The organism is Brevibacillus antibioticus, from assembly GCF_005217615.1.
GTDB lineage: Bacteria > Bacillota > Bacilli > Brevibacillales > Brevibacillaceae > Brevibacillus > Brevibacillus antibioticus.
In genome coordinates this window covers 5,295,025-5,319,447 of sequence record NZ_SZNK01000001.1, presented here as the reverse complement: position 1 = coordinate 5,319,447, position 24,423 = coordinate 5,295,025, and the positions used below count along the sequence as shown (strand labels likewise).

Here is a 24,423-nt window from a genome sequence, read left to right as displayed (position 1 = left end):
TCTATACTGATCTTCTCTCTTTAGCAATCAGTATGAACGGATTCACACCATTTCAAACATTCATTCCCTATGTAAAAAAGGCGAGACGAGTCAGTGCTATCGTCTCACTCCGATAACAACCCGCTCGATCCCCGCCAAGTCTGGAACAATTTCTACTTCATCCATGACACCGGATGCTTTCATCAATGCCGCTACATCCCCAGCCTGATAAATGCCTACCTCAAGCGCTACGACCGCTCTTTCTTTCAATAGACTCGGCAGCGCCTCACACAGGCGACGATAGCAGTCCAAACCATCTTCGCCACCATCCAAAGCCAAGCGAGGTTCATGTACGCGCACCTCGTCGTCGAGCTCCTCGACATCGCGACTCGGAATATAAGGTGGATTGGATACGAGGATGTCTACCTTTTCGCCCGCTTCCAAAAGCGGCTGCACCAAATCCCCTTGTAGAAAGCGGACATCTGCACCAAGACGACTAGCATTTTCCCGTGCGATTGCTGTTGCGTCAGGAGACAGGTCCACCGTAGTCACGCGCCATTGCGTTTTTTCTAGCGCGAGCGTAATGCAGATGGCTCCGCTCCCTGTACCGATATCCACTACGGCTAGCTCTTCGCTCTCAGACCAGAGCTTTGTAGCGGCAGCCATCACTTGCTCCACCAGTATTTCCGTTTCCGGTCTTGGGATCAATACACCAGGTCGCACCGTAAAAGGACGCCCGTAAAACTCCTGTTCGCCAAACATATATTGCAATGGCTCGTTATTCGCCCTGCGCACGCACAGTCCGTCCAGCTTCACCAATGTCTCTATATCGATTGAATCCGTCATCGCCATTAAAAAGCGCGTCCGATCCCAGTCGAGACAATGACGAATCATTAGCTCCGCTTCGAACAAAGGATCCTTTGTCCCTTTTTCCCGCAAAAAGGAAGAAGCCCGTAATAGGGCTTCTCGAATCGTCGTGACATCAGACCAATCAAGCTGAGTGTGCATGGCTTTTCAAAAGCTCCGTTTGTTCATGCAGGATCAGGTTGTCGATCACTTCATCCAATTCGCCTTCCAATACCGACTCCAGTCGGTGCAGGGTCAGACCGATGCGGTGGTCGGTCACGCGGCTTTGTGGATAGTTGTACGTGCGGATGCGCTCGCTTCGGTCACCAGTACCCACCAAGCTTTTGCGCGTAGCATCTGCTTCCGCATTTTGTTGTTGCATGTAGAAATCATACAGACGTGCGCGCAATACACGCAATGCTTTGTCTTTGTTGGAATGCTGGGATTTCTCATCCTGACAAGAAACCATGATCCCTGTAGGAATATGCGTTACACGAACCGCCGACTTGGTCGTGTTAACGCTCTGACCGCCCGCACCACTAGAGCAGAACGTATCGATACGAATATCTTTTTCGTGTACTTCCACTTCCACGTCTTCTGCTTCTGGCAGAACCAGTACAGTCGCAGTAGAAGTATGGATGCGTCCACCGGACTCAGTAGCCGGGATGCGTTGCACACGATGCGCGCCGCTTTCGAATTTCATTTTGCTGTAAGCACCACGACCAGACAGCGAGAAGACAATTTCCTTGTATCCGCCGATATCGGTTGGGCTTGCCTCCAGCACTTCAATTTTAAAAGCGTTGCGCTCCGCAAAACGTGTGTACATACGGAAAAGCACCGCTGCAAACAGTGCAGCTTCATCGCCACCCGCAGCACCGCGGATTTCCACAATCACGTTTTTCTCATCGTTCGGGTCTTTTGGAAGCAACAGGATCTTCAAGCGATCTTCTAGTTGTTCCTTGCGTGATGACAATTCATTGAGTTCGAGCTTGACCATTTCACGCATCTCGTCATCCAGTTTCTCTTCCAGCATCGCTTTGGCGTCATCAATTTGACTCACCACTGATTTATATTCACGGTATGCCGTTACCGTCTCTTCCAACGAAGATTGTTCCTTAGACAGTTCTCGCAAGCGTTTTGTATCACTAATGACGTCGGGGTCACATAGGAGGTTGGTTACTTCTTCAAAACGCTCTTCGACTGCAGATAAGCGTGTAAACATTTTTATTTCACCCCATCGCAAAGAATAATAGCCTTTTGGCGCAGGCGAAGCCTTGGTAGCATGTATGTTAGATATGAATTGCGATAAAATGCTATCTACCATAAAAACGGTTATAACAGATAAATTATAGGAGGAAAGGCGTAAGAAGTCAAAGTGCATTATAACTGGAAATGTTTTACCGATGCCAAACAGGCCCGGCAATGCCGAGCCTTGCTACATACGTCCTGCTCACCTGTCAGCGATGGTAACCGTCATGAGAGGTTAAGTGAAAATCATAACGCGGGATTCTTTCCTGAAGAAGCGAAATCACCTGCTGCTCGATGCTTCGCGCTTGATTCGCAGTGATGTTATGCACAAGGTCAAGAGTAACATATGCATTGGCATCGCTGAGTGTGATGCGAGCGTTTTCCACACCTTTTATCGACATGGCCATTCTTTCCATATTAGTCACCTCGACTGGGGTATTACGTGAGTTCCAGTTGCCGATAACCATGTTTGGATTTTGGTTGCGTCCCATTAACGAGTCACGATCCGCAGCAACAGGCGCACGGCCTTGAAGTGTATGGCCGCTTTGATCCCCTCTGATCTTCATATTGTGCTGCGTATTCCTCACATCCGTAGGATAGCTCTGTTGCTTAGCCGTATTTCCCCCGCATCCGACAGTGAGGACAGTCGTAAGTACAACCAAGCCCAGAACGACACGCGAGCTGCGCAAAAGCCAATTAGGCTGTGTCCGCATGAAAAAGCCACCTCCTGTTTTGCTTAGTCTGCGCATCGCCTCTTGGGCTCATGCACGGGACAAACAGGGGGTGGCTTATGCTTACTTTCTTTATTCCGCAACTGGAGGGGTATAGTAATGCTTGCGACAGACGCTGCTGTATGTATCATTTCCAGCAATTTCAATCGTCTCCCCAGCGTAGACGGGTTGTCCATTTTTGAACTTGAGAATATGCGTAGCCTTTTTATTGCAATATACACAAACCGTTTTAATTTCTTCTACTTTATCAGCTTCGCACAGAAGGGCGGCACTGCCAGGGAAGAGCTCATTCTTGAAGTTTTTCAACAAGCCATAGACGATTACGGGGATTCCCAGCTTGTCTACGATCCTGACGAGCTGATCCACATGGTGGCGGCTGATGAACTGCGCCTCGTCAACCAACACGCAATGCGGCTTGACTGACTCTGCCTCTACGATTTGGTACAGATCGGTCCCTTCACTAATCGGAATTGCTTCTCGGCTAATCCCAACACGCGAAGCCACTTTTCCCACGCCATAGCGATCATCCACTGCTGGAGTAAACACTACTACTTTTTTCCCCGATTGCTCGTAGTTGTGGGCAACGGTCAATAATTGAATGGATTTGGAAGCATTCATCGCTCCATACCGAAAATATAGTTGTGCCACGTCTCTATCTCCCTTTGCCTAAAAGTCGTTACTCAGTCTTTGCATGGCGGTCTTTTGCCTCCTGAAACAAGGCCATGGCCAGCTTTCTTCTTTGTGCATGATCCACACAAGGAAGTGGGTAGTCGAAGCCAATCTTGCAGCCTGCTTGCTCTTGGATATGCTCCGGCATCTCCCATGGTTTATGAATATATTGTAGAGGTACTTCACGCAATACGGGAAGATATTTTTTGACGAAAACGCCCTCTGAATCAAACTTTTCCCCTTGTGTGACAGGATTAAAAATCCGAAAATACGGTTGCGCATCGGTGCCAGTCGAAGCACTCCACTGCCAGCCCCCGATGTTTGCGGCTTCATCAAAATCGATCAAGTGCTGTGCGAAATAAGCCGCTCCCCAGCGCCAATCCACAAGCAAATCCTTCGTCAAAAAAGAAGCAGTAATCATCCGCAGCCGATTGTGCATCCATCCCGTCTCATTTAACTGCTTCATGGCAGCGTCGACAATCGGGTACCCCGTCTCCCCATGACACCAACGGGTAAATAGGTCCTTCCTGTTTTCCCAAGCGACCGTTTCAAATTGTGGCAGGTAGGCATGGTTAGTCGTGTGCGGATGGAAATAAAGCACCTGCTGATAAAATTCTCTCCAAATGAGTTCAGAAAGAAAAGCTTCGATCGAGGCAACCTGCTCACCCCGCGCGGAAGCAAGCACTTCCTGTACACTATGATACACCGTCCGTATAGACAGAGTACCTGCGTTTAGGGCAAAAGACAGCCGGGAGGTCGCATTCACCCCTGGCATGTCGCGTTGTTCTTTATACGTATAAATGTCACCATCTAAAAATTGCTGCAATCGCTCACGTGCCGCCAGCTCCCCAAACTGCTCCATTTCCCACTCGGGGCCGATCGGTCGTTTTCGTCCAAACGCTTCCACAGTAGGAACTGGCTCACTCGCCAACCCCTTCAACCGATCAAATAGATTCCATCTTGTCGGCTGAGAGAACGGTCTATCTTTGGGCAGCGTCTGCCAAATGCGGCGATAAGGTGTAAAAACGGCATACGGTGTCCGCTGCTTCGTCATAATTTCCCCAGGCTCATGCAATACCAAATCCTTGCATGTATGTACAAACACGCCATGACTGCTCAACACTTCTGACACGAGCTCGTCTCGCTTGCGAGCCTCTGGTGTATATTCCTGATGGAAAAACAGCTTATTTGCACCCGTCTCTTGCGCTAATTGGCAGAGCACTTGCTGTGGTTCGCCGTGGCGAATCAAGAGGCGTCCTCCCAGTTGAACCAAAACGTCGTCAAGTGCAGCTATCGCGGAAAAATGCGCATGCAGTCGCTTATCTCCTACAGCTGCAGAACGACAAAGCGAATCCTCCACTATATAAACAGGAATAATCGGATCTCCTGTGAGAATAGCTGCGTGCAGACCAGCATGATCGTGCAAACGCAGATCCCGACGGAACCAGACGATAGCAGTCATCGTTTGTCCTCCCGAAAAAAATCAGTGCCAGAAAAAGACAAAACCAGGCAGATTGCTCTACCTGGTTGCTCCCATACACTCTGATTATTACAGATTGTATTTGCGTTTGAAACGGTCTACACGGCCGCCTGCATCAACGAATTTTTGTTTTCCTGTGAAGAAAGGATGGCAGTTGGAGCAGATCTCCACTTTCAACGCTTGTTTCACGGAACCGGATTCAAATTCGTTACCGCATGCGCAGCTAACGGTTACTACGTTGTACTTAGGATGAATGTTTTGTTTCATCTCTTCTACACCTCTTTCCGCCCTGAATCGTTTGCCGAAACAGAGTTATATAAACACATACAAGATAGTAGCATGAAACACTGTCGAAATGCAACTGGTTGGCCGATTACGCCATGTTTTTCCTGCGCTGGAGTTGATCTGGTGGAATATGTGTAAACGAACCGATCACGACATCTGGCAGTTCCTGCTGATAAATTTCGATGGCTTGCTTCATGCCGAATACTTCGCCTTGCGCTTTTGGAATCATCGCCAAGTAGCTCTCTGGATCGATATTCAGATTCCGCAACTGAATCAGCTTAATGCCTGTTCTGCGGATGAACTCGATCATCGCTTCCATTTCCTCTTCGCGGTCAAACACGCCAGGGAAGCACAAGTAGTTAATGGACGTATACACACCCTTGGATGCAGCGTACTCAGCAGAACGCGCTACATTTTCCAATGTGTAGTTGCGCGGGCGATAGTAAGCATTATAGTGTTCGTCAATCGCACTGATAATACTCACGCGCATCAGATCAAGTCCGGCATCGACAATGCCTTTGATATGATCCGTCAAGCCCGCATTCGTATTGATGTTGATAAAGCCCATATCTGTTGTTTCCCGTACACGACGCATCGCTGGAACGATAATGGAAGCCATCGTAGAAGGCTCACCCTCACAGCCCTGTCCGAAGCTGATGATGCTCTCCGGTGACTTCAGGTGGTGCAGCATGACTTCCACCAGCTCGTCCTCTGTCGGCTTGAAATTCATCCGCGTCTGTGGAGAAGGGAATCCACTGTCATCTGGTTGCTCGGAAATACAGCCGTAGCAACCGGCATTACAGGTATAGGAAACAGGCAAGCTGCCTTCCCAGCGGTTGAAAAAGTTATTGGAGGCCGTCAAGCATTCATACTCCAACGCACAGTGAGACAAATGGTTCAAAATGCGGTTTTGCGGAAACGTCTCCAACGTCTTTGCCACTCGCTGGCGCAGTTCATCCATCGGGAAGTTCAACGGGTCCCATTTGTAAATATCGTCACTCGCCCGACCTGTTACCCAGAAACGGTTATCCTTCCAGACGACTGCGGAGTAGCCAAACAAAGGCAGCTTGCTTTCCTTGTTCGTTTTCACGTAGCCTGGCAGCAAGAGTCTGGTAATTCCTTGTGGTACAAGTGCACCTACTGCTGTACAGCCATCCAACTTGACCATTTCACCAGTGTCCGGGTCCATTCCGATCGGCTCGGTGTCTGGCAAACTGACCAACGTCGATCCTTCCGGGAGCGGGATCAGTTCTTCTTCCAGAATTTCTGTCAATATATCTCCGTTACGAGCCACTGCAAAAAGACCTGGGTGGTCGTATACATTGCCTTTTTCATCTGCATAAACTAAATACATGGGAAAATCGCCTCGCTTCTTTGCTTTGCCCATTGTATCGCATTGAAAAAGCAATGTAAATTGTATAGGGTTATCTGCCAAGATAGGGAAGTGGATTGATCGGTACATCATCCTGTCGCACTTCAAAGTGCAAATGGTAGCCCGTAGAGTTACCCGTTTGTCCCATGTATCCCAACATCTCACCCGCTTTTACGGTTTGACCAGGTGACACCAGCAAGAGACGCATATGGGCATAAAAGGTTTGCAAGCCATCTCCGTGATCAATCACGACCATCCGCCCGTACCCTGACCGATTGGCGCCAGCCTCAACAACAACTCCTGCCCTCGCTGCCAAAATCGGGGTCTTTGATTCCTGTTCATTCCACAAATCCACCCCCTTGTGTGACTTTCCCCAACGCGCTCCAAATCCGCTTGTAATCGTAGCTTCTCCGACAGGCCAACTTAGCCCGCCGCGAATCCTCGTGATGACTTGCCGACTTGCTGCTTGAACGGCACTTCGCTTCTGCTCCGGATCGTTGCCCAACATCGGATTGCCTTTAGCGATAGGGACATACACGACCTGTCCTACATACAGGTTGTCCGACAGCCATTTTAGCAGCGGATTTCGTTCGATTAACGACTCCCGGCTCACACCGTACCGCCTTGCTATGTAATCCAGTGTTTCTCCCCGTTTCACCATATGTCCAACTTCATCACGCTTGATGATCAGCTTCATGCCCACGCTTAACAGGTGGGGATTCGTAATGCTATTCGTTTCTACCAGACTTTTTAAAGAAAGACCGTAGCGCTGGGCAATACCGGATAGCGTATCTCCTTGCCGAACAGCGTACACCACTGAATTTCCTTTCGTTGCTGGTGCAGGTGAAGCCAGACTGGCATAGGGATTAAACGCTTGAAATAGCGCTTGCTCCACGACTGCTTTTTTCGCTTCCATCCGTGACTCCACCGGAGCGCTAACTTGAACATACTCCACGAAGCATCTCCTCCTTCTTTTCCAGCTCCCTTCCTAACGGTATGCCAACGCCACAAAAAAAATGACGGTGAGTCATCATGAACTCACCGTCGTGCTAGCTGCTTTCCCTCTGCCCTGTTGCTTAGACTCAAGGGTTTGCAAAAAATCTTCGTTTGTTTTTGTATCTGCCAACTTTTTAATAAAGGAGTCTACAAACTCATTTGTTTCATTCATGTTCTTCCGGATCATCCACAGCTTATCCAGCTCTTCTTTGGTGAGCAGAAGCTCTTCGCGGCGCGTACCCGAACGGCGGATATCGATCGCCGGGAAAATTCTGCGCTCCGCCAACTTGCGATCCAAATGAAGCTCCATGTTTCCGGTTCCTTTGAACTCCTCATAGATCACATCGTCCATACGGGAGCCGGTCTCAACCAAGGCCGTAGCCAAAATGGTCAAGCTGCCGCCTTCTTCAATATTGCGCGCTGAACCAAAAAAGCGCTTTGGACGATGGAAAGCTGCCGGATCAATACCACCAGACAACGTTCGACCACTTGGAGGAATAACCAAGTTGTAAGCACGAGCGAGACGTGTAATGGAATCCAGCAGGATCACCACGTCCTTTTTGTGCTCAACCAACCGCTTTGCACGCTCCAAGACAAGCTCAGCAACTTTGATGTGATTCTCAGGCACCTCGTCAAAAGTCGAGGCAACTACCTCTCCTTTGACAGATCGCTGCATATCCGTCACCTCTTCCGGACGCTCATCAATGAGCAAGACAAACAAGTGGATATCCGGGCGGCTTTCAGTAATGCTGTTGGCAATCTCTTTGATCAGCATGGTTTTCCCCGCTTTTGGCGGAGCCACAATCAATCCACGCTGACCCAGTCCAACAGGAGAGAGAAGATCCATCAGGCGAGTGGAAACACGTGCAGGGGCTGTCTCCAGTACAAGCTTGGTTTGAGGATACAACGGTGTTAATGCGGGGAAATGAAGACGCTCTGCAGCTGTCTCAGGGTCTTCTCCGTTCACTGCCTCTACTTGAAGGAGTCCAAAATAACGTTCATTCTCCTTCGGCGGTCTTGCTTTTCCTGATACCACATCCCCCATACGCAGATCAAAACGACGAATCTGCGACTGGGAGATGTAGATATCTTCCGAGCTAGGGAGATAGTTAATGGGGCGGAGGAAGCCATATCCCTCCGGCAATATTTCGAGAACCCCCTCCATAAACATGAGACCATCCCGCTCCGCACGTGCTCGAAGAATCGCGAAAATCAATTCCTTCTTCTTCAGCTGGGAGTAGTACGGAATATGGTATTCCTTGGCCAGCTTATAGAGATCGGTCAGCTTTTTTTCTTCTAGTTCAGAAAGTAACATACATCCACCACTCTTTATTTACTCTTGAAAAAGCCTAGCTCAACAAATAAATGCGAAAATGATTTTCTTACAAACCGTTTATCGGCTTCGTTCTAAGCGGTGGTTCCCTTCAATGAAACGTACGGTTCCGGTTTTGGCACGCATCACAACGGAATTGGTCGTCGCACGAGTTCCTTGGAAGCGAACCCCTTTGAGCAACTCGCCATCCGTCACACCTGTCGCGGCAAAAATGGCGTCATCACCTTTCACCAAATCATCCATGAACAGTACTTGATGAGGGTTCATCAAGCCCATTTTGATACAGCGTTTAATCTCATCTTCATTTTGTGGCAAGAGCTTGCCCTGAATTTCTCCCCCGAGGCATTTCAAGGCAACTGCTGCCAGAACACCTTCAGGAGCTCCTCCAGAACCGAACAAAATGTCTACACCTGTATCAGGGAAAGCGGTATTGATCGCAGCAGCTACGTCTCCGTCAGAGATGAGGCGAATACGCGCGCCTGCCTCACGAATTTCGTGGATCACCTTAGAGTGACGATCACGGTCAAGTACAATAGCGACTAAATCGCTGATATCTTTCCCTTGTGCCTGCGCTACCGCCTTCAGGTTATCACGAACCGGTGCGTTGATATCGACCTTGCCGACTGCTTTAGGCCCTACTGCCATTTTCTCCATATACATGTCAGGAGCATGCAACAAATTTCCCCGGTCAGCAATGGCAATGACCGAAATCGCTCCCCACGTACCTTTTGCGAGGATATTTGTTCCCTCCAAAGGGTCTACAGCCACATCGACTGCCGGAGCCACTCCCTGGCCCAAACGCTCACCGATGTACAGCATTGGCGCTTCGTCCATTTCGCCCTCGCCAATTACTACGACGCCATCCATCGGCACTTTCATAAATTCATTGCGCATTGCGGTCGTTGCCGCATCGTCAGCCTCATCTTTTTTTCCGAGACCCATCCAACTGGCAGAAGCCAAAGCAGCGGCTTCAGTCACACGTACCAGTTCAAGTGTTAAACTGCGTTCCATTCTGGAAGACTCCTCTCCTGGTGATTGGTTAACACTGGTGGTTTTCCATGCTCTGCAGGCCTACACGAGTAATATCGGCCCCCAAGGCTTGCAACTTGCCCACCAAGTTTTCGTAGCCACGATCTATATGTTCGAGTCCTTCTAATTCTGTCGTGCCGTTCGTTGCCAAGCCAGCAATGAACAAAGCTGCTCCTGCACGCAAATCTGAAGCTAGCACCTTGGCACCATTCAGTTTGCTTCCGCCTTCGATGACAGCGGATCTTCCTTCAATCTTCAAGGAAGCTCCCATACGGCGCAGTTCATCTACATGTCGAAACCGCGAGCTGTAAATGTTGTCCGTCACGATGCTTGAGCCTTTGGCAAGAGTCAGCAAGGTCGTGATCGGCTGCTGGAGATCCGTTGGAAAACCCGGATACGGACTCGTTTTCACATCGATTGATCGATAAGAATCATGTCCGATGACTTGAATACTGTCATCCTGCTCTACCACTTGCGCACCGATTTCGCGCAGCTTGGCCGTTACAGACTCCAAATGCTTCGGAATAACATTCTCCACCATTACATTACCATTTGTAGCCGCTGCCGCAATCATGTACGTACCCGCTTCGATCCGATCAGGGATAATCGTATGACGGCATCCGCGCAAGCGTTCCACGCCTTTAATGCGGATCATGTCCGTTCCGGCACCTTTGATGTTTGCTCCCATATTGTTGAGCAAGGTTGCTACATCGACGATCTCAGGCTCACGAGCAGCGTTTTCAATAATGGTCACACCGTCTGCTTTGGCAGCAGCCAGCATGATGTTAATGGTCGCACCAACACTGACCAGATCGAGATAAATTCGCGCACCCTGCAAACGTCCATTTTGGGCACGGATAGTCATGACGCCATTTTTATTCTCCACCTCGGCGCCCATCGCTTCAAAGCCTTTGATATGCAAATCTACTGGACGCGGGCCCAAATCACAGCCACCTGGCAAGCCAACCTGTGCTTCACCGAACTTGGCGAGCAAGGCTCCCCACAAATAGTACGAGGCGCGAAGCTTTTTGATGCGACCATTTGGCATGAGCATCAGCCTCATACCGCGTCCGTCTATTTCCATCCAATCTTCTTCAAACAGCACGTCAGCTCCCATTTCCTGCAAGAGCTCGTGATAGATACCTACATCCTGAATACGGGGGAGATTCTCAATAACAACAGGTCCATCTGCCAGCAACGCTGCTGGGATGAGTGCGACTGCGCTGTTTTTTGCTCCACTGATGGTCACCGTCCCCGCGAGCGGTTTTCCACCGTTGATGATCAGCTTATCCATGCTTTGCTCTCCTCAGGCTTAATCGGGAAAGAAGCACCTTCCCCAATGGAAAAGGTGCTTGGACTTTCAAACACGTGTCCTTATTTTTGCATGCTTGCCCAGTCAGCGAGGAATTTCTCCAAGCCGCTGTCTGTCAGTGGATGGGCAATGAGTTGTTTAAATACTTTCGCTGGAATGGTAGCGAAGTGAGAACCACGGCGTGCTGCCTCCGTTACGTGAACGGGGTGGCGCACAGATGCCGCAATGATTTCGGTGTCGATACCGTGAACAGAAAAGATTTCAGCAATATCTTCGATCAATTGCATGCCATCTTGGCCAATATCATCCAGTCGTCCCAAGAACGGAGACACGAAGCTCGCACCTGAGCGCGCAGCCAAAAGTGCCTGGTTCGCGGAGAACACCAGTGTTACATTTGTTCTGATTTTGCGTTTAGCAAAATACTTGGTTGCCTTCAAACCTTCTGCGGTCATTGGCAGCTTGATGACGATGTTTTTCGAAAGAGCAGCGAGCTTCTCTCCCTCTTCGATCATGCCTTTTGCATCTGTACTGATGACTTCGGCACTGATCGGACCGTCAACAATATCGAGAATTTCTTTCAGGGTTTCTACAAAATCGCGTCCTTCTTTGGCAACCAGAGACGGATTTGTCGTTACGCCCGCAAGAACTCCCCATTCGTGAATTTCGCGGATTTCTTCAACGTTTGCTGTATCAATCAAAAAACGCATGATTATCCTCCCAGTTACGCGCGGTTGCTACTTCCGAACAAGCGCATTTTTCCTTTTACTACTTCCTTGATCGCATCGCGAGCAGGGCTCAGGTATTTGCGTGGGTCGATCTCATTCGGCTTAGCAGCCAGCACTTTGCGAACTGTTTCCGTGCATGCGACTTGGCTTTCTGTATTTACATTGATTTTTCCTACGCCCAAACGGATGGATTCGATAATCGCTTCGTCTGGTACGCCAGAACCACCGTGAAGAACGATCGGCGCTCCAATGTTGCTCGCTACTTTTTCGATAATGTCGTAGCGGATTTTTGGAACTCCTTTGTACATACCGTGTGCTGTACCTACAGCAATCGCTACGTAGTCTACTTTTGTTTCTTCCCAGAAGCGGATAGCTTCCTCAGGATTTGCCAGAGTGGCATCTTCCTCGTCAACAGACAAGTCGTCTTCTACCCCGCCGATAGTACCGAGTTCACCTTCTACCGATACGCCAACAGCGTGAGCAGCCTCTACAACCTGTTTGGTCAGGCGGAGGTTATCTTCAAACGAATGATGGGAACCATCGAACATAACAGAAGAGAACCCAGCACGAATGCACTTCATTACCATGTCGAAATTGCTACCATGGTCAAGATGCAAAGCAACAGGAACTCCTGCGTGTTCAGCAGCCACTTTTGCAATCGCTACTGTATAATCGATCCCCATGTATTTCAGTGCACCCTCAGAAACACCAAAGATCACAGGCGACTTTTCTTCCATCGCGGCTTCCGTAATCGCTTGAGTAAACTCCAGATTGTTCAGGTTAAATTGTCCGACGGCGTATTTATGCTTTTTGACGTCTTCGGTAAAAGCGGTCATAGGTACCAGTGGCATTTTGTAAATCCTCCTCTAGCAGACTTCAGTCATGTGGCTTATTATACCACAGACAAGCATTTGTTAACAGGGACGCTTGTACCCTGACCTTTGCAGGCTGTTCCTAACAAGCTAATTGCTGATGGACTGCCATTCGTAGTTCATCGATATCAAACGGCTTTGTAAAATGAGTCAATGCTCCCAGTTGTGTTGCTTCCTTGATCATGTCCAGCTCTCCGTAAGCTGTCATCATGATGACTTTGATTTCCTGATTGATCTTCTTGATGTGTTTCAAGATCTCAATACCATCCATCCCAGGGATCTTCATGTCGAGGATAACCAAATCTGGCGATTCTTTCTCCACGATTTCCAATGCCATTTTCCCGTTTGCTGCCTGAAAGGTCTTGTACCCTTCTTTTCCTAGCACCTCATACAGTAAAATGCGAATCCCATACTGGTCATCCACAACCAGTACCTTTTTATCTTGTTTGTCGAACATTCTGATTCCCCCCTGACGAATGCGTTTTCTTAATTATTATGGGTTCGCCTAAAATCAGGAAACTCCTTCACCTTTTTTGCTGAACGTCAACTAAAAATTTCCCATAGGCTTCATTTCGAGTATAATGGGAAAAACCAATTTCCCCACAAACAAGGAGCCAGATACTCACTATGGATGCTCTGTGGCTGATTTGCTTGTTAACATTTATTATCCATACGACTGAGACACTTACCTACGGAATCCGCTTTGCAGGGGTACAAACGGGCAGGATTGCTGTAGCGATGTCTTTAGTCGGGATCGTATTGCTCCTCTCCCGTACTTCCAACCTGATTCAAGGACCCTTCACTGGGGGATTGATGGATCAAGCTGCGATCGAGCACTTTGATCCTAGCACGCAATTGCACGTGATTATTGCATCATCCTCGCTCGGAACCTTGGCGGCTATCGTACTGTTTCCCACTTTTGTCCAAATATCGAAACGAATGATCTCACACTTGGAGATAGCGGGCTCGATTCCGCAAATGATTCGTACGGCAGTTAGTGTCGAAACCATCCGACGTGTCCACCATCATGTCCGTATACCAAGCTGGCAAGCCATCTCCCGGTTTCGAATCAAAGGCGTTCCCAAACGATTACTGTTATTAAATGCATTGGGGACAGCGATCTACACAAGCAGCGTACTGTCCGTGTTGTACGCGACCTTGCTAGCCCCAGATTACAAAGCTACTGTTTCGATGTCTTCTGGATTAATCAACGGTTTTGCCACGATTTTCATGACGATTTTGGTAGACCCGCAAATTGCCCTTTTGACAGAAAAAGCAATGCAAGGGAAAACCACGCATCAATCGATTCGCGACATGTACCTGTGGCTGATGATCTCACGTTTTATCGGAACGATTTTGGCCCAATTCCTGCTCATTCCGTCTGCCTACTGGGTAGCATGGCTATCGCCCTTGTTCCATTGATTTGCTTTTGAAAGCACAAGACGCACCTGCGACTTTGCATCGCGGGTGCGTCTTTCTATTTATCGACCTATGTTATTTGTTCAGGGAAGCCTTCACGAAGTCACGGAACAGTGGTTGTGGACGGTTCGGACGGGATGTGAACTCTGGATGGAACTGTGTCGCTACATACCATGGATGTTCTGGAACTTCCACGATTTCAACCAGACGACCATCTGGAGTTGTACCCGCAAAACGCAAGCCCATTTGCGCCAATTGATCACGATATTCGTTGTTCACTTCATAGCGATGGCGATGACGTTCATAAACCAGGGTGCTTCCGTATGCAGCCTCAGTCAGCGTGCCTTCTTCCACTTTGGTTGGACCGAGGCCCAGACGCATGGTACCGCCCTTGTCCTCGATATCTTTTTGCTCTGGCAAGAGGTCAATCACCGGATACGCTGTATTCGGGTTGATCTCGGAGCTGTTTGCGCCGTCCATACCCGCTACGTGGCGAGCGAACTCAATCACAGCGATTTGCATACCCAGGCAAATTCCGAGGAATGGTACTTTATTTTCACGAGCATAGCGCGTAGCGATGATTTTACCTTCGATACCACGATCACCAAAGCCACCTGGTACGAGGATACCATTTACATCACCGAGCAGTTCGCCAACATTCTCCGGCGTAACTTCTTCTGCGTGCACCCATTTGATTTCTACTTTAGAGTCGTTCGCATAGCCACCATGGTACAGCGCTTCTGCTACGGACAAGTAAGCATCATGCAATTCTACATATTTACCAACGATGGCAATAGTAGTCGTTTTGGACAGATTTTTGATTTTCGATACGAGCGCATTCCACTCTGTCATATCCGCTTCCTGGCATGTCAGACCCAAGTGGCGGCATACATAATCGTCCAACCCTTGTGCTTGCAATTGAAGTGGTACATCGTAAAGGCTGTCCGCATCTACACATTCCACTACCGCATTTTTGTCGATATCACAGAACAGAGCCAGCTTGTCTTTCATTTCTTGCGTCATCGGTTGCTCTGTACGTGTCACGATCACATTTGGTTGAATACCCAAGCTGCGCAGTTCTTTCACGCTGTGTTGCGTAGGCTTGGTTTTCATTTCACCTGCTGCCTTGATGTATGGTACCAGGGTTACGTGAATGTACATGACGTTTTCACGACCGATGTCACTTTTGATCTGGCGGATGGATTCCAGGAATGGCAAGCTCTCGATATCCCCAACAGTTCCACCGATCTCGGTAATCACTACATCTGCCCCGGTTTCGCGACCTGCACGGAAAATGCGATCTTTGATTTCGTTCGTGATGTGAGGAATAACTTGAACGGTTCCTCCCAAATAGTCGCCACGACGTTCTTTGGCGATGACAGTAGAGTAAATTCTACCAGTCGTCATATTGGAGTTAGCGCTCAGGTTGATATCGATAAAGCGCTCATAGTGGCCCAAGTCCAGGTCTGTTTCCGCACCATCGTCCGTTACGAAAACTTCCCCGTGTTGATACGGACTCATCGTTCCCGGGTCAACGTTGATGTATGGATCACACTTCTGGATAGTTACTTTCAGACCCCTATTTTTCAAGAGTCGGCCCAGAGAAGCCGCTGTAATTCCTTTTCCCAACGAGGATACAACCCCGCCTGTCACAAAAATATACTTCGTCATCGTTAACGTCCCCTCTTTCCCTCACCCTTAAATTGTCATATAAAAACGTATGAAGACGGCTCCAAAAAAAAAGAAAAACAAAAGCGAGTCCTATCCCGTACAAAAATGGGGTAGGGGCACTTTTGTTTTATAGTTTCCCATATTTGATCCTTCTTCATGTGAAGCCCAAGGAGTATTTTATCTGTCCCTTAGGCGGAAGTCAAGGACCTATTTATCGTCTGCTTCGTCGAGCTCGTCGTCAGATTCTTCTTCCGCAAGCTCTTCGTCCTCTTCGAACATCTCATCATCTTCGTCTTCGAGTTCTTCCTCGTCGATTTCTCCATCGATTTCTTCTTCTTCGATTTCAGAATCTTCGTCGACGAATTCCTCTTCGTCCTCAAAGATGACAACATCGTCTTCTTCGTATTCTTCGACACCTTCGTCTTCGGAATCGTAATCGTCGAAGTCGTCTTCTGTGACGATTTTCTTCTTCTTCGTTCCGCCACCCTCTTGGGTTTCTTCCACGGTGTCGGTTGGGTACCAGCGTTTCAATCCCCATACATTGTCACCGAGGCACACGAAACGGCCATCAATGTTAATTTCTGTGTATACTTGCGCGATGATTGCCATGAGTTGTTCATCAGTCAGCTTGCGCACTGCAACCAGTTCATTCATCAGCTCGCGGAAGTTGTAAGTGCGGTTAGTTTCACGCAAAATTTCATACGCAATGTCAACTAACGCCATCTCACTCAGTTTCTCGGAATCAATATGAGCAAACAATTGACTCACTCAGGGCACGTCCTTTCCATATGAAAACGATTGATTTGAATACTAACCCGGTGCCCTGTTCGGGGGACGCAGGCTTGTATAAGTCATTCATAAATGATGTCAAAATCCCTAATTACACAACGTACAACATACGAAGGCTAACATACAGTATTCCTTATTTTAGCCGAAAATGCAAGGCTTTCAAACAAGCAAGACTCTTTTTATTAGGTAATGGTCGTAAATTTCCTTAATAATCAACTCACCCCTATACCAACCACTGGTTAAACAGTTGGGGGCTAAGATAAGTGCTAGCAAACAACCCTTTGGAACGGACATACAAATTTTTATTACATAAAACTTTTATGTTCATTCCTCGAATTGTAAAAATGGTATTTTTTGTTAAAATGAGATAAGCACATTCCAATATTCCCCTGGTTGATTCTTCAAACTATTGTTGAAAGGAATACATACTATGAAAATCACCAAGTATCTTATTAAATGCGGTATAGTTATTGCCGCACTTCTATTATTTTGGCAGATTGGGCCGCTCGTCCTTGGAAATGAATCGGACAAGAAATTACCATACGATCAATTCGTATCCGAAGTTAACAATGTTATGGAGCATTTATCCAAGAAATACAAAACAATCATACCAACCGCTCAGCATTACACTGTTTATCCAGGTAATCCAGATATGAAATGGTCGAAGAACAAAGTTGATGCGATTGACGATGACTTATCAAAAGGAACAACAAAAGAAATATTCATTGTTGATGAAGGTTTCATGACAAAGGTTGGATTTTATTATCAGCCATGGATATCAGGGAAGCATTATGCTAGTGTGAACAGGATCGACAATACAACTAACAAGAGACTCGGTACCGAAATGACATTCCCACGTCTATATAGTAACAGCTTTACAGCAGATGGCTTTTTTATTCAAGTGACGACGTTTCAGGCTCAACCTGTTTCGCTAGAACGCTCCCATTTATCAGAAAAAGAACTAGAATTAAAAATGGTATCAAAAAATGGAGAGATTACCTCTACCATTCAAGAATACTTTTTAAATGTCATGGTTGCTTCTCCATAAATCCAATCACAAGGACCACTTCGTAACAAAGAAGTGGTCCTTGTGTGATTTTCGAATCTTTCCACGTACCCTAGGATTTCTTTTAAGCTAATGACTCTGTTGCTACATATTTCTGCGGTATTGCCCGCCCACTTCATACAAGGCACCACTGATTTGTCCAAGCGATGCTACTTTGACCGTCTCCATCAGCTCGGCAAAGATGTTCTCTCCCGCCATTGCCACTTCTTGCAGACGCCGCAGTGCAGCCGCAGACACATCCTTGTGGCGCTCCTGGAATGCCCGCAGATTAATGATTTGCTGTTCTTTTTCCTCTTCGGTTGCGCGAGCCAATTCGATCTCGTAATCGTCCTCAGATGCATTCAGATTAATAAACGTGTTTACCCCAATAATTGGCAGCTCGCCCGTATGCTTTTTCATTTCGTAATACATGGACTCGTCTTGAATTTTGCCGCGCTGGTATTGAGTCTCCATCGCACCCAGCACGCCTCCGCGAGAACTGATCCGCTCAAACTCTTGCATAACTGCCTCTTCTACCAGATCTGTCAGCTCATCGATGATGAATGCCCCTTGAAGCGGGTTCTCATTTTTCGCGAGTCCCATTTCCTTGTTGATGATCATCTGAATCGCCATCGCACGGCGCACAGAGTTCTCTGTCGGGGTTGTAATCGCTTCGTCGTATGCATTCGTATGGAGAGAATTACAGTTGTCGTAAATGGCAATCAAGGCCTGCAAGGTCGTTCTGATATCGTTGAAATCCATCTCCTGCGCGTGCAAGGAACGGCCGGACGTCTGGATGTGGTACTTCAGCTTTTGGCTGCGGTCATTTGCACTATAACGATTTTTCATCACGGTTGCCCAAATCCGGCGAGCCACCCGTCCAATTACGGTGTATTCCGGATCGAGACCATTGGAGAAGAAGAAGGACAGGTTCGGCGCAAAGTCATCGATGTTCATGCCGCGGCTTAAATAGTACTCGACATAGGTAAATCCATTAGACAGCGTAAACGCAAGCTGCGTAATCGGATTCGCCCCCGCCTCCGCTATATGATAGCCCGAAATGGACACAGAGTAGTAGTTCCGCACTTTCTGGTCGATAAAATACTGCTGGATATCCCCCATCATCCGCAAGGCAAATTCTGTCGAGAAGATACACGTGTTTTGCCCCTGATCCTCTTTCAAAATATCCGCCTGAACGGTTCCGCGAACAGTCGACAGCGTGTACGCTCTGATTTGCTTCGCTTCGTCCTCGGTAGGCTGACGCCCTTCTTTTTGGGCAAAAGCATCCAGCTGCTGCTCGATTGCCGTATTCATGAACATGGCCAAAATCATGGGGGCAGGACCGTTGATTGTCATGGACACAGAGGTGCTAGGTGCACAAAGGTCAAAGCCAGCGTATAGCTTTTTCATGTCATCCAAGGTACAAATGCTGACCCCACTCGTACCGATTTTTCCGTAAATGTCCGGGCGGTAGTCAGGGTCCTCACCATACAGCGTAACCGAGTCAAAAGCGGTACTGAGTCGCTTCGCTTCATCATTTTGAGACAGGAAGTGAAAGCGTCTGTTCGTCCGCTCTGGAGTACCTTCGCCTGCAAATTGTCGCTTGGGATCTTCTCCCTCGCGTTTAAACGGAAATACTCCTGCGGTATACGGGAATTCACCTGGGACATTTTCTTTTAACGACCACTTTAAAATTTCGCCCCAATCCTCGTAATCAGGGACGGCTACTTTTGAAATGCGCGTACCCGACAACGATTCGCTGAACAGCTTGGTAACCAATTCCTTGTCGCGAATTTTCGTGACGAATTGATCCTTCCGATATGCTTCCTTGAGCTTCGGCCAATTTTCAAGAATACGTCTGCACTCCGGATGCAATTTTTCTTCAAAGAGAACGATTTGTTTATCGAGGACCGTTGCTAGCTCGGCAGCCGCCGAATCTCCCGAGGCAATAACTGTCTCCTTTGCGCCCTGCAACTGGAACAACTTGCGGGCAATCAACGACTGCTCTTCGGCATAGACACGGTATTGGCGAACGGTGTTGGCAATGTCCTGCAAATAATTGATTCTCTCTGTCGGAATCAACGAAGTTTTATGAATCTTTACAGGAGTTGTATCCAAATGCTCCACAGACCAGTCAACGTCAGTCTTTTCTACAATTCGATGCATCAAGGCAGCAAACAACACATTCGTTCCCGGATCGTTAAACTGGCTCGCAATCGTACCATACACAGGAACCTTCTCATCCGGCAGCTCAAAAAGCTGATGATTGCGTCGATATTGCTTGCGAACCTCACGAAGAGCGTCCTCTGAGCCTTTGCGCTCAAATTTGTTAATCGCGATCACATCAGCAAAGTCGAGCATATCAATCTTTTCCAACTGAGATGGTGCCCCGAATTCACTAGTCATAACGTACATGGAGACGTCGCACACTTCTGTGACCTGCGCATCCCCCTGACCAATCCCGCTCGTTTCCACAATAATCAGATCAAAATGGGCAGAGCGCGTTACTTGAATCGCATCTTTTAAAGCGGCAGACAGCTCCATGCCCGATTTGCGGGTGGCGAGACTGCGCATGTAAACGCGCGGTGTCGAATTGGCATTCATGCGGATGCGGTCACCAAGTAATGCTCCCCCTGATTTTTGCTTGGATGGATCGACAGACAAGATCGCAACCGTCTTCTCGGGATAAGTGCGAATAAATCGACGAACAAGCTCATCAGTCAATGAGCTTTTTCCTGCTCCACCCGTACCTGTAATCCCTAATACCGGAATGGCTGAATCAGCTTCCGCTAAACTTTCACGGAGCGGTTCTGTCCATTCACGCTGGTCCACTGCATACTCCGCAACGGAAATAAGCCGGGCAATCGCCTGATGGTTTTGCTCTCGCAAGCCTGCTACTTCTTCCTCCAGCTGCTTAACGGTTGGAAAATCGCTACGTCTGATCATGTCATTGATCATGCCCTGCAAGCCCAATCGTCTGCCATCATCTGGCGAATAAATTTTACAGACTCCGTACTCTTCTAATTCCCGAATCTCGCGTGGAACGATAACACCACCACCGCCGCCAAAAACACGGATATGCTCTGCTCCCCGCTCGCGTAATAGATCAATTACGTATTTGAAATACTCCACATGACCGCCTTGGTAGGAACTGATGGCAATCCCTTGCACATCCTCCTGGACAGCGGCTGTTACAATATCGTCAACAGAGCGGTTGTGTCCCAGATGGATCACTTCTACTCCCGACGATTGTAAAATACGGCGCATGATATTAATCGAGGCGTCATGACCATCATACAGACTGGCTGCGGTCACAAAGCGAACCTTGTTTTGCGGACGATACACTTCTGTTTCCATCGTTCCACTCTCCTTTTATAAGTTTAAAAAGGAGGAAAAACAGGGCCAAGCAGATCAAAGCGCGGTAGACGCGAGGTATGCTTGGCACTCTATGTTTCCCAGACTTTTTAAACTCTCTTCTTAATCGGAGACACTGATTTCGCGAAGCAACAGGGCAATTTGCTTCTCTGTGTACTCCTCAATGGTATAGTGCTTTTTCAATGCCCAGCGGCGGAAGACCCACATTTCGCCCAACACCATGATATTGTCCGCCATCAGCTTGACGTTCTTTTCGTCAATGCGCAGCGAACCGTCGGCAATGCCTTTTTCCAGGATTTCCACGAAAATATGCGAAATGGCTTCTTCACGCCCCAACACGTAGCGGAGTGTTTCTTTTGGCAATGATTTGGCTTCCTGATAAATAAGCAAAACGCGGTCGCTCATCTGATCCATCACGCGGATCAGGCTCTTTAGTGCTATCTTTAATGTTTTCAAGCCAGTTCCGTTGAAGTTGATCGCTTCACGCAAGCGCGTCTCCATCTCCGCATGAATGGCATCGCAAACAAGATAAAGCACGTCTTCCTTTGACTCGATATACTCGTACAACGTACCAATACTAAATCCAGACGCCCGGGCAATCTCCCTTGTCGTCGTTTTATGAAAACCTTTATTAATGAAGAGATGAACGGCAGCCTCAATAATCTGCTCTCGCCTTCTCTCGATCAGTTTTGGGTCCTTTACCAGGGACGGTATCGTTTTTCTCTTGTCAGACACTCCAAAATCCACCTTTCCAACCGACTGAGCGTTTGGTCAGACGCCCCATAGAAAAGAAGGCGCAAACACTCTACTTTTGTATCATTCGCAGACCATTATACGCGAGTAAGAGCACAAAGCCAAACTTTTCTTTTCTATGTGTGTAATCGTGTTGGAAGACGGGACAGCTTCCTACTCTTTTAGCAGGAAATTGCTGATCACGACACGTTGGATTTCATTGGTTCCTTCATAGATTTGTGTAATTTTGGCATCACGCATGAAGCGCTCCACAGGATACTCCCGCGTGTAGCCGTAACCCCCGAAAACTTGAACAGCCTCGGTTGTTACTTCCATTGCTGTATCTCCTGCAAATACTTTGGACATCGCAGATGCTTTGCCATATGGTAGACCTTGATCCTCCAACCATGCTGCTTGGTAAGTGAGCAAACGGGAAGCCTCGATCTTGGTAGCCATATCTGCCAGCTTGAACTGGATAGCCTGCAAGGAAGCAATTGGTTTGCCGAACTGACTGCGTTCTTTGGCATAGTTTCGCGCATGCTCGTACGCACCTTGTGCAATGCCCAATGCTTGAGCGGCGATACCGTTTCTTCCACCGTCCAACGTCATCATCGCGATCTTGAAGCCTTGCCCTTCTTCGCCCAGCCTATTTTCTACCGGCACGCGCACATCTTCAAAATTGACCGCAAGTGTTGGCGAGGAACGGATACCTAGCTTTTTCTCCTTTTTCCCCATCGTGAAGCCGTCCATGCCTTTTTCAACGATGAAAGCCGTGATGCCTTTATGGTTCAACTCTGGTTGGGTGACCGCGAATACGATGTAGATTTCGGCTTCGCCCGCATTGGTAATGAAAATTTTGGTTCCATTTAAAATGTAGTGATCGCCATCGCGTACGGCTGTCGTGCGCATTCCCGCAGAGTCAGAGCCAGATCCCGCCTCGGTCAAACAGTACGCACCCATCTTCTTGCCTTCTGCTAATGGACGCAAAAACTTTTGCTTTTGCTCCTCTGTCCCGAATTTGTAAATTGGCCAACTCGCCAAGGAAACATGTGCGGACAGTGTCACACCGATGGAGGCATCCACACGGGAGAGTTCTTCCACTGCAAGGACGTAGCTCAGGTAATCTGCTCCTGCTCCGCCGTATTGTTCGGGCCAAGGAATTCCTGTCAGTCCAAGCTCAGCCATTTGCTCAAAAATGGAACGATCAAAGCACTCTTCTTCGTCGCGCTCGGCTGCTGTCGGAGCTACTTGATTCTCTGCAAAGTCGCGAATCATTTTGCGCATCATGTCATGTTCTTCCGTCAGTTGGAAATTCATACGGTTCACTCCCCCATGTGCTTTTCAATCTGTCTTTATTAATCAGCAAGCAAATGCTTGGCGATAACGATTCGTTGAACTTCGTTGGTGCCCTCATAGATTTGCGTTACTTTCGCATCCCGGAATAGACGCTCGACCGGATATTCTCTGGTGTAACCATAGCCACCAAAGATTTGCACGGCTTCTGTGGCGAGTTCCATTGCGGAGTCTGTGGCAAAACGCTTTGCCATCGAGGCTTCCATCCCACAAGCGATTCCTTGACTGCGCAGCCACGCCGCTCGGTACACCAGCAATCGGGCAACTTCTGCTTTCGTCGCCATATCAGCCAGCTTGAAGGCAATGGCTTGTTGCTTGGCAATCGGTTGTCCGAACTGCTTGCGTTCCCGCGCGTACTCTGTCGCGTACTCCACTGCGGCCTCGGCAATACCAAGAGCTTGTGCAGCAATCCCGATTCGACCCGAATCCAGATTCGCCATCGCGATACAGAAGCCGTCCCCTTCCTGCCCCAGCAGGTTGGCAGCCGGTACACGCGCATTGTCGAATACGAGCTCTGTCGTATAGGAACCATGAAGTCCCATCTTCTTTTCCTTTTTTCCAACCGTGAAGCCCGGTGTATCCTTGTCTACGATAAAGGCTGATATTCCCTTGGGTCCTTTTGTCGAGTCAGTAACAGCAAACGCGATATACGTATCTGCCTCCCCGCCGTTCGTGATGAACACCTTGTTTCCATTCAGGATGTACTCATCGCCTTTTTTCACGGCTGTGGTTCGGATACTGCTCGCATCAGAACCTGCATGCGGCTCGGTCAAGGCAAAAGCCCCGAGGTATTCCCCACTCGCAAGCTTGGTCACGTATTTGCGTTTTTGCTCCTCGGTACCAAAGTAGAGAATCGGGTTCGTCCCGACGGAGGTATGCACGGACAAAATGACGCCTACAGTCGCACTCACCTTGGAAATCTCGTGAATGGCCAAAATATAGGAAATAAAGTCCGCTCCTGCTCCTCCCCACTCTTCGGCGATCGGTATGCCCATGAGCCCCATTTCGCCCATCTTTTTGAGGATCTGACGCGGGAACTGGTCCGTCTCTTCCATCACTGGGACGAAAGGTGCGATCTCTTTCTGGGCAAAGTCTCGCACCATGCGGCGCATCATCTCTTGCTCTTCGTTCAATCGGAAATCCATGTCCGTCCTACCTTTCT

Annotated in this window: 22 protein-coding genes; 2 read left to right on the top strand and 20 right to left on the bottom strand. The window is 48.4% G+C overall.

The annotated features are described in order from the left end of the window. Positions 1-96: 96 nt before the first annotated feature. The 14 genes from prmC to E8L90_RS25650 form a co-directional block, all read right to left on the bottom strand. Positions 97-987: a peptide chain release factor N(5)-glutamine methyltransferase gene (gene prmC, locus E8L90_RS25715; RefSeq protein ID WP_137031938.1), complete on the bottom strand. Its 891-nt coding sequence runs from the start codon at positions 985-987 to the stop codon at positions 97-99. Beyond that, positions 971-2,047 carry a peptide chain release factor 1 gene (gene prfA, locus E8L90_RS25710; protein WP_137031936.1) on the bottom strand — a complete coding sequence of 359 codons (1,077 nt, stop codon included), beginning with the start codon at positions 2,045-2,047 and terminating at the stop codon, positions 971-973. Before prfA ends, prmC begins: the two co-directional genes overlap by 17 nt. A gap of 235 nt (positions 2,048-2,282) precedes the next feature. Beyond that, positions 2,283-2,786, bottom strand: a complete 504-nt coding sequence (locus E8L90_RS25705) for a sporulation protein (protein WP_137031934.1) — start codon at positions 2,784-2,786, stop codon at positions 2,283-2,285. 90 nt (positions 2,787-2,876) lie between these two features. Then, positions 2,877-3,452 carry a thymidine kinase gene (locus E8L90_RS25700; RefSeq protein WP_137031932.1) on the bottom strand — a complete coding sequence of 192 codons (576 nt, stop codon included), beginning with the start codon at positions 3,450-3,452 and terminating at the stop codon, positions 2,877-2,879. 28 nt (positions 3,453-3,480) lie between these two features. Next, complete coding sequence (locus E8L90_RS25695) at positions 3,481-4,935, bottom strand: cryptochrome/photolyase family protein (protein WP_137031930.1); 1,455 nt, start codon at positions 4,933-4,935, stop codon at positions 3,481-3,483. 87 nt (positions 4,936-5,022) lie between these two features. Beyond that, entirely contained in the window at positions 5,023-5,220 is a 198-nt protein-coding gene (gene rpmE / locus E8L90_RS25690; RefSeq protein WP_017252381.1) for a 50S ribosomal protein L31, read from the bottom strand. 106 nt (positions 5,221-5,326) lie between these two features. Continuing rightward, positions 5,327-6,592: a radical SAM family protein gene (locus E8L90_RS25685; protein WP_137031928.1), complete on the bottom strand. Its 1,266-nt coding sequence runs from the start codon at positions 6,590-6,592 to the stop codon at positions 5,327-5,329. 70 nt (positions 6,593-6,662) lie between these two features. Then, the gene (locus tag E8L90_RS25680; protein ID WP_137031926.1) at positions 6,663-7,565 is read right to left on the bottom strand and encodes a peptidoglycan DD-metalloendopeptidase family protein; all 903 of its coding nucleotides are present in this window, start codon (positions 7,563-7,565) and stop codon (positions 6,663-6,665) included. A gap of 75 nt (positions 7,566-7,640) precedes the next feature. After that, positions 7,641-8,921 (bottom strand): transcription termination factor Rho, encoded by a 1,281-nt coding sequence (gene rho / locus E8L90_RS25675; RefSeq protein WP_137031925.1) that lies wholly within the window; start codon positions 8,919-8,921, stop codon positions 7,641-7,643. A gap of 78 nt (positions 8,922-8,999) precedes the next feature. Further along, on the bottom strand, positions 9,000-9,950 hold the full coding sequence (gene glpX / locus E8L90_RS25670) for a class II fructose-bisphosphatase (protein ID WP_137031923.1): 951 nt from the start codon (positions 9,948-9,950) through the stop codon (positions 9,000-9,002). A 28-nt stretch (positions 9,951-9,978) separates the two neighbouring features. After that, complete coding sequence (locus E8L90_RS25665; RefSeq protein ID WP_137031921.1) at positions 9,979-11,262, bottom strand: UDP-N-acetylglucosamine 1-carboxyvinyltransferase; 1,284 nt, start codon at positions 11,260-11,262, stop codon at positions 9,979-9,981. Between the two features lie 80 nt (positions 11,263-11,342). Next, positions 11,343-11,987, bottom strand: coding sequence for a fructose-6-phosphate aldolase (gene fsa / locus E8L90_RS25660; RefSeq protein WP_137031919.1), 645 nt, complete (start codon positions 11,985-11,987; stop codon positions 11,343-11,345). A gap of 14 nt (positions 11,988-12,001) precedes the next feature. Beyond that, positions 12,002-12,856 carry a class II fructose-1,6-bisphosphate aldolase gene (fba, locus tag E8L90_RS25655; protein ID WP_137031918.1) on the bottom strand — a complete coding sequence of 285 codons (855 nt, stop codon included), beginning with the start codon at positions 12,854-12,856 and terminating at the stop codon, positions 12,002-12,004. A gap of 103 nt (positions 12,857-12,959) precedes the next feature. Next, on the bottom strand, positions 12,960-13,334 hold the full coding sequence (locus E8L90_RS25650; protein WP_007725537.1) for a response regulator: 375 nt from the start codon (positions 13,332-13,334) through the stop codon (positions 12,960-12,962). A gap of 170 nt (positions 13,335-13,504) precedes the next feature. Between E8L90_RS25650 and E8L90_RS25645 the strand changes: the two genes are divergently transcribed. Beyond that, the gene (locus E8L90_RS25645; protein ID WP_137031916.1) at positions 13,505-14,299 is read left to right on the top strand and encodes a lipid II flippase Amj family protein; all 795 of its coding nucleotides are present in this window, start codon (positions 13,505-13,507) and stop codon (positions 14,297-14,299) included. Between the two features lie 72 nt (positions 14,300-14,371). Here E8L90_RS25645 and E8L90_RS25640 read toward each other — a convergent pair whose 3' ends face one another. Then, complete coding sequence (locus E8L90_RS25640) at positions 14,372-15,967, bottom strand: CTP synthase (protein ID WP_137031914.1); 1,596 nt, start codon at positions 15,965-15,967, stop codon at positions 14,372-14,374. A 207-nt stretch (positions 15,968-16,174) separates the two neighbouring features. Then, on the bottom strand, positions 16,175-16,735 hold the full coding sequence (gene rpoE / locus E8L90_RS25635; protein ID WP_137031913.1) for a DNA-directed RNA polymerase subunit delta: 561 nt from the start codon (positions 16,733-16,735) through the stop codon (positions 16,175-16,177). 451 nt (positions 16,736-17,186) lie between these two features. Here rpoE and E8L90_RS25630 point away from each other — a divergent pair, with 451 nt between their 5' ends. Further along, a complete protein-coding gene (locus tag E8L90_RS25630) occupies positions 17,187-17,804 on the top strand; it encodes a hypothetical protein (protein ID WP_137031912.1) in 618 nt (205 codons plus the stop codon). 102 nt (positions 17,805-17,906) lie between these two features. Here E8L90_RS25630 and icmF read toward each other — a convergent pair whose 3' ends face one another. From icmF to E8L90_RS25610, 4 genes are all read right to left on the bottom strand, one after another. Next, positions 17,907-21,158 carry a fused isobutyryl-CoA mutase/GTPase IcmF gene (gene icmF, locus E8L90_RS25625; protein ID WP_137031911.1) on the bottom strand — a complete coding sequence of 1,084 codons (3,252 nt, stop codon included), beginning with the start codon at positions 21,156-21,158 and terminating at the stop codon, positions 17,907-17,909. 120 nt (positions 21,159-21,278) lie between these two features. Further along, positions 21,279-21,911: a TetR/AcrR family transcriptional regulator gene (locus E8L90_RS25620; protein ID WP_047069846.1), complete on the bottom strand. Its 633-nt coding sequence runs from the start codon at positions 21,909-21,911 to the stop codon at positions 21,279-21,281. Positions 21,912-22,082: 171 nt separating this feature from the next. Further along, a complete protein-coding gene (locus E8L90_RS25615; protein WP_137031910.1) occupies positions 22,083-23,225 on the bottom strand; it encodes an acyl-CoA dehydrogenase in 1,143 nt (380 codons plus the stop codon). Positions 23,226-23,263: 38 nt separating this feature from the next. Continuing rightward, complete coding sequence (locus E8L90_RS25610; protein ID WP_137031909.1) at positions 23,264-24,406, bottom strand: acyl-CoA dehydrogenase; 1,143 nt, start codon at positions 24,404-24,406, stop codon at positions 23,264-23,266. Between the last annotated feature and the right edge of the window lie 17 nt (positions 24,407-24,423).

Coding starts and splice junctions, on each gene's coding strand:
- icmF (WP_137031911.1), bottom strand. CDS start 21,158: ATGGAAACAGAAGTGTATCGTCCGCAAAACAAGGTTCGCTTTGTGACC.
- E8L90_RS25650 (WP_007725537.1), bottom strand. CDS start 13,334: ATGTTCGACAAACAAGATAAAAAGGTACTGGTTGTGGATGACCAGTAT.
- E8L90_RS25610 (WP_137031909.1), bottom strand. CDS start 24,406: ATGGATTTCCGATTGAACGAAGAGCAAGAGATGATGCGCCGCATGGTG.
- E8L90_RS25645 (WP_137031916.1), top strand. CDS start 13,505: ATGGATGCTCTGTGGCTGATTTGCTTGTTAACATTTATTATCCATACG.
- prfA (WP_137031936.1), bottom strand. CDS start 2,047: ATGTTTACACGCTTATCTGCAGTCGAAGAGCGTTTTGAAGAAGTAACC.
- rpmE (WP_017252381.1), bottom strand. CDS start 5,220: ATGAAACAAAACATTCATCCTAAGTACAACGTAGTAACCGTTAGCTGC.
- E8L90_RS25705 (WP_137031934.1), bottom strand. CDS start 2,786: ATGCGGACACAGCCTAATTGGCTTTTGCGCAGCTCGCGTGTCGTTCTG.
- rho (WP_137031925.1), bottom strand. CDS start 8,921: ATGTTACTTTCTGAACTAGAAGAAAAAAAGCTGACCGATCTCTATAAG.
- fba (WP_137031918.1), bottom strand. CDS start 12,856: ATGCCACTGGTACCTATGACCGCTTTTACCGAAGACGTCAAAAAGCAT.
- glpX (WP_137031923.1), bottom strand. CDS start 9,950: ATGGAACGCAGTTTAACACTTGAACTGGTACGTGTGACTGAAGCCGCT.
- E8L90_RS25630 (WP_137031912.1), top strand. CDS start 17,187: ATGAAAATCACCAAGTATCTTATTAAATGCGGTATAGTTATTGCCGCA.
- fsa (WP_137031919.1), bottom strand. CDS start 11,987: ATGCGTTTTTTGATTGATACAGCAAACGTTGAAGAAATCCGCGAAATT.
- E8L90_RS25695 (WP_137031930.1), bottom strand. CDS start 4,935: ATGACTGCTATCGTCTGGTTCCGTCGGGATCTGCGTTTGCACGATCAT.
- E8L90_RS25615 (WP_137031910.1), bottom strand. CDS start 23,225: ATGAATTTCCAACTGACGGAAGAACATGACATGATGCGCAAAATGATT.
- E8L90_RS25640 (WP_137031914.1), bottom strand. CDS start 15,967: ATGACGAAGTATATTTTTGTGACAGGCGGGGTTGTATCCTCGTTGGGA.
- E8L90_RS25665 (WP_137031921.1), bottom strand. CDS start 11,262: ATGGATAAGCTGATCATCAACGGTGGAAAACCGCTCGCGGGGACGGTG.
- E8L90_RS25685 (WP_137031928.1), bottom strand. CDS start 6,592: ATGTATTTAGTTTATGCAGATGAAAAAGGCAATGTATACGACCACCCA.
- prmC (WP_137031938.1), bottom strand. CDS start 987: ATGCACACTCAGCTTGATTGGTCTGATGTCACGACGATTCGAGAAGCC.